The following is a 5,528-nucleotide window of genomic DNA, read 5'->3' on the forward strand; positions in this document are numbered from 1 at the left end:
TCTGTGTGTCAATGGCAACCTGTAATTCACATTCTCCCTCGGTTGTAGGTGTCCACTCAAAAGTGACCTCTGTGTTTGAGGCGTTTGCCAGGGATGATACTGTCTTAGTATCCAACGTGATCCCATCCACTAACATCATGATCTTAAAAGAATCTGCATCTACGTTACCATTGTTCTTGATCAGCACAGTTATATTATTTGATTGTTCGGAAGACACATATGATTGTACAATGGTTGATGTTTCGAGGTCTGGTGCTGTTTCAGCATATGCATAGACTTTTCCGGATTTTCCGACCGTAAAGACAATACCATCTGAAACTGCAGGGCTTGCACCTCCCTTTGCAAGTGACCACACTTCACTTCCATCAAAAGCATCAAGGGCATAGAGGCCTGCATAGGAGTATGGATCATCGGGTTGTCCAACGAATACTTTTCCATCAGCAACTACCGGGGATGTTCTCCAGTCCCCAATTCCAGATCCACTTTCGGTTGTTTTCCAAACAAGTTGTCCTGTAGTAGCATTGAAACACTGTGTTTGAAGGTCTGAATATCCGTAACATCCACCGGCCACGTAGACGTTACCATAGGCAATTGAGGGTGCTGAATCTGTTCTTTGTATGGTTTGAGACCAGATCGTCTGGCCAGTACTCTTATTCAGTGCAATAATATCTCCATAACCGTCCCAATTATAAGTTGTAACATACACGATGTCACCATCAATTGTGGGTGTGCCATCTGTCTCACGATTAAACGTTCTGCTCCATATCTCAGAGCCGGTATCTGCATCGACACAGTGAACATATCCGCTATCCATGTACAGACATCCGGTAAGATATACTTTATTATCGCTATATGCGGGGGTTCCTTGTGCATGTCCGATCACTGGGAATACCCAAAGTTGGGTATCATCGCTTTCATCATAACAGTAATATTTTCCTCCATAGTCTCCAGTTCCCTCTCCAAAGTCCCCATGATAATATTTTCCATCAGCTATGGTGGTTCCACCATTAACCCCATTGGGGTGGCCGCACCAAACCTTTCCGTCATGATATGAAACTGAAGTCCAGGATCCACTGTCCCAAGATTCACTTTCGCCACTTCCAGATATTTCTGCATCTCCCAAATATGTGCCAGTGTACATATCAAGCATTTTTACGGTATCGCCACAGTTTACATAAACTTTGCCTTCTGCAATTGCCGGTGAAGATCCACTTATGGCTCCAATTTCGCCACTTGTCCATAATATTGTACTGGTATCCGGGGCATCCGAATTTGTGAATCCTATGTGTTGTGCATCTTTCTGGTATTGGTGCCATTCATCTTCCATGGTAGGTGTAGCCAGTACGTTAGATGACACTGTTACTATGCATATCAATACAATTGTTAGCGTCAATACATTTTTAAATATTTTAGTATTCATATCAACCACCGCTTGTTTTTTAGAATATTTATTTAGCGATCTAAAATCATTTATGCTTCTTATAACTCATATCTGTTTTTTGTTTAATATAATTTTGTAATCCAAAATACAAATTTTAATTATTTTGATAACATATACTTCTTAGTTTTATTCAATTTTGCATTATCTAAATAGTTCATGTTTGTTATAAAAATACCAATCTTTATATATGTTTATGGTAACACACTCTATTCTATATACTCTTATACACTATTCACCTCATAATATGGTGGTCTGGCAATGAAAAGAAAAATGAAACTTGTGAATGATTCCAGGGCTGTGTCCCCGGTAATAGGTGTAATGCTTATGATAGTAGTTACTGTAGTTCTTGCTGCTGCTGTTAGTTCTTCTTCACAGGGGATACTTGATGGGGCAGAACAGGCTCCCTCTGCTGTCTTCAGCGTTGAGATCGTAAAAGATATAGATGGAAATATGGGGTCTGATATCACCACATCATATATCTCCATTCGTCATGTTTCAGGTGATTCGATAGATACCAGCGATATTTCCATTATCACGATAAATCCCAATGCCCGTGGCGACAATGGTGTTATGGAAGTGCATCCGAATGTCGTGAACACTCATGTACATTCTGAAGATTACAACTACATTGGTACTGCCCCCTTTTGGAATCAGGGGGGATTTTTTGATACACAGGAGCATTCTTTCTTTGGAGAATTTATCCTTGAACCAGGAAGAAGCATGATGGCCGATGAATGGTCGAACTATGAGAAAGCTATCTGGGACGATAATGATGGTGAGATGTGGATGTATAGGACTAGTGGTGGCTTCGAGGTAAAGCCTGAAAATGACGGCCATTACATAACCGGGATGCAGGCAATGTTCGCAGATTGGGATAGCGTCCGAAGTGGTGATCATGTTACTGTAAAAATAATTCATAATCCAAGTCAGAAGGTTATTTTTGATTCTGAGGTCAGGGTGATCTAAATGTTTCATCTAAACTCCCTTTTTAAAGATAAAAGTGGTGTCAGTCCTGTTATTGGTGTTATGCTGATGATAGTTGTCACAGTTATTCTTGCTGCTGCAGTTAGTTCCTTTTCAGGAAGTATCGGTACGAAAGAGGATATTCCATCAGCTACTTTCAAAGCATCTGCATCGTTCTCTGAAAGAAATATTACCATTGAACACCTGGGCGGCGATCCAATTTATAAGGATTTTGTGAAATTTGAAATTACTTCAGGTCGTCCAAAAATGTCAAGTTATGTGAACAATACCGATGTTACTTTTTATCCCATAAACACTGCTAAATATAAACCAGATATATTGGGACCGGGGAAGATAGCAAAGATAAGTTTTCCTATTAATGACAATGCGGTTGGCTATGAAACAGGTAATGTTGCTGGTCAATTAATAGGGATTGGTATCCCCTTCACCATAACGGTCGTGGATCGTGAGACAGACATGGCAATATACTCTGCAAAAATTGTAATGAAGCCTTGATCATTTAGGTTCCATTTTTATTTTTAGATGTAAAACCAAACGAAATCTTATCGATAATTAATTATGACGAAAATTACTGCCAGTATCAAAAACTACCTCTCCACGTCCAATCCAAATTTTGGGAATATGTCCTCTAAATGCGATTTTGGATTGCTACCTCGTCTTCATAAGAGGATATTGTCTGGAAGGTCTAATGTTTCTGATCACCCCGATCTATTAAATGAAGATCTGGTATCGTTCACTGTACCGGAAGGTTTCGATGAGGTCGAAAGGTACTGGGTGGATGAACCATATTCATTTGTATCGATCCTGTATGACACTATTCGCAGTGACACCAAGTATATCGTGGTCGAGCCGAAGCTCAACAGGTTTGAGAAGACCCTCCTTGAAGAGGTCATAATGATGCTCGAGGACGTTCTTACCTTAAAGGGTGTCGAAAATATGGATGAGTTCGAAAGTGTCGACAGATCTGAACTTTTGAGAGAAAAGACATCCTCTATTCTTTCGGAATATTCAAAACTTGATACCAGATCGTTCGAAAAGATATTCTACTATGTAAAACGTGACTTTGTAGAGTTTGGTAAGATCAGTGCCATAATGCGTGATCATAGTGTAGAAGATATATGGTGCAATGGGGTTGGCATTCCTATGTATGTTTATCATTCCGGATATGGTGATTTGCCAACGAACATCGTATTCGATACGGACGATGAACTTGATTCCTTTGTCATGCGTATTGCACAGCAGGGCGGAAGACATCTGTCCAAGTCCAACCCGATTCTTGATACGGTCATGAAAGAAGGCTCCCGTATCAATATAACCTATAGTCATGACATAACCCCCAAGGGCAGTTCTTTCAGTATACGCAGACAGAAGAAGGTCCCGCTTACACCTCTGGACCTTATTGCATGGAAATCGTTCTCAGCTGAAATGATGGCATATTTCTGGCTCTGTATGGAGAACCACAAGAACATATTGCTATGTGGTGGAACTGCAACGGGCAAAACATCTGCTCTGAATGCTATCTGTATGTTCATTCCTCTGAACATACGTATCGTAACGTTAGAGGATACGCGTGAGATCCAGCTTCCTCACGAGAACTGGATCCCGACTGTTACTAGGGATGGTGTTTCCAACACTGATGCTGCGACCATCGACCTGGAAGACTTGCTCCGTGCATCCCTCAGGCAAAGGCCGGAATATCTCCTTGTCGGAGAAGTGAGGGGCAGGGAGGCAGAGATTTTGTTCCAGGCAATGAATGCCGGTCATGCGACCTGTTCGACCTTCCATGGCGGAACGCCCAAAGAAGTTATCAACAGGTTCACGAACCCACCGATCAGTGTACCTCCTGCAATGTTCACTGCTCTTGATGTGATATGCATGTTGAGCAATTCCTATGAAAATGGAACTGAAAAAAGAAAGGTCTCCGTGGTTGCAGAGGTTACGGGTGTAGGGAAGGGTGTTCATACAAAAGATGCTTTTAATTGGGACGTTGTGACAGACAATTTCGATTTTGCAGGTTCTGGTGTACTCGAGGATATCAGGAAACGCAGGGGCTGGAGTGCCGGAGAAGTTGAAGGGATAATGCAAACGCGTGCCAAGTTCCTGATAAAGTTGATCGAAAATGGTATTCGGGACTATGACAGTGTTGTTCGCTGGATCAATGCATATTGCAAAAACCCTGTAGATACAATGTCGCTTCTGGATGGCGATGGCTCTCATCCCATGCATTCCATACTTTCAGGCAATAACCTTCTGGATATCGATGAATGTGAAAACGAAGTGCTTGTTTCACAGGGGATATAATGAGTTTCATCAGTCGTTATGTGAGAAAAGATCCTGGAAAATATGTTGATCTTCAGATGTCCATCAGGTCAGCAAGGATGGATATGCACTATTCCACTTTTTACGAGAAAGCTGTAGTTTATGGAGTTCAGACATATCTCCTGCTCACGGTGTTTTTCTTTTTCACTCCCTTAATGTTCTTAACACCCTATTTCTCCATTCTGGAACCATACCGATCGATCATTATTTCTGACCTTGTTCTGGGAATTGTTCCTCTTGTTATCGGGTTTACAGTTTTCCGCCTTTATCTCATGTATCCTGCTTTGACAGCAAATTCACGCAAAACAAAGATCGACATGGTCCTTCCCTATGCCGCATCATTCTGTTTCGGAATGAGCAAGGGTGGCTCATCCATATACGAGATATTCAAGGAACTGATGAAGAACCCTCATATCTATGGTGAGATCGCAACAGAGGCATCATATGTTGTCAGGGATGTTGACATGATGGGAAAGGACCTTGTGACTGCGATCAAGAATACTGCGATCGCAAGTCCTTCACCTGTCTTTAAAGACTTCTTGGATAATCTCATCCCGATGATGGAAGGTGGTAGCAATATACATCATTATTTTGAAATTAAGACAGCCCAGTATTTTGAGCATGCAAGAAAGACACAGGAGATGTTCCTGAAGACTCTTGAACTGATCTCAGAGGTCTATGTTGTAGCCTTTGTGGCGGTTCCAATCTTTCTTCTGATCACCCTTGTGACGATAGGTTTGCTCAATCTGGAACAAGCACCTTACCTGTTTCAAGCCCTTTACAT

The 5,528-nt window shown here is 41.6% G+C and carries 5 protein-coding genes; 4 read left to right on the forward strand and 1 reads right to left on the reverse strand.

Annotation, left to right across the window (positions count from 1 at the left end):
• A partial coding sequence (locus QAS77_RS10020; protein ID WP_305065338.1) for an outer membrane protein assembly factor BamB family protein occupies positions 1-1,420 on the reverse strand: 1,420 nt, incomplete at its 3' end.
• 279 nt (positions 1,421-1,699) lie between these two features.
• Here QAS77_RS10020 and QAS77_RS10025 point away from each other — a divergent pair.
• The 4 genes from QAS77_RS10025 to QAS77_RS10040 form a co-directional block, all read left to right on the forward strand.
• The gene (locus tag QAS77_RS10025; protein ID WP_305065340.1) at positions 1,700-2,407 is read left to right on the forward strand and encodes a type IV pilin N-terminal domain-containing protein; all 708 of its coding nucleotides are present in this window, start codon (positions 1,700-1,702) and stop codon (positions 2,405-2,407) included.
• The gene (locus tag QAS77_RS10030; RefSeq protein ID WP_305065342.1) at positions 2,408-2,920 is read left to right on the forward strand and encodes a type IV pilin N-terminal domain-containing protein; all 513 of its coding nucleotides are present in this window, start codon (positions 2,408-2,410) and stop codon (positions 2,918-2,920) included.
• 126 nt (positions 2,921-3,046) lie between these two features.
• On the forward strand, positions 3,047-4,726 hold the full coding sequence (locus QAS77_RS10035) for a type II/IV secretion system ATPase subunit (RefSeq protein ID WP_305065343.1): 1,680 nt from the start codon (positions 3,047-3,049) through the stop codon (positions 4,724-4,726).
• Positions 4,726-5,528, forward strand: an 803-nt coding sequence (locus QAS77_RS10040) for a type II secretion system F family protein (RefSeq protein ID WP_305065344.1), incomplete at its 3' end; no start/stop codon positions are given. The genes QAS77_RS10035 and QAS77_RS10040, both read left to right, overlap by 1 nt.

The organism is Methanococcoides sp., assembly GCF_030594565.1.
GTDB lineage: Archaea > Halobacteriota > Methanosarcinia > Methanosarcinales > Methanosarcinaceae > Methanococcoides > Methanococcoides seepicolus.

Bases quoted from the DNA above. Each gene is read 5' to 3' on its own strand.
- QAS77_RS10030 (WP_305065342.1), top strand. From the start codon at position 2,408: ATGTTTCATCTAAACTCCCTTTTTAAAGATAAAAGTGGTGTCAGTCCT.
- QAS77_RS10025 (WP_305065340.1), top strand. From the start codon at position 1,700: ATGAAAAGAAAAATGAAACTTGTGAATGATTCCAGGGCTGTGTCCCCG.
- QAS77_RS10035 (WP_305065343.1), top strand. From the start codon at position 3,047: ATGTCCTCTAAATGCGATTTTGGATTGCTACCTCGTCTTCATAAGAGG.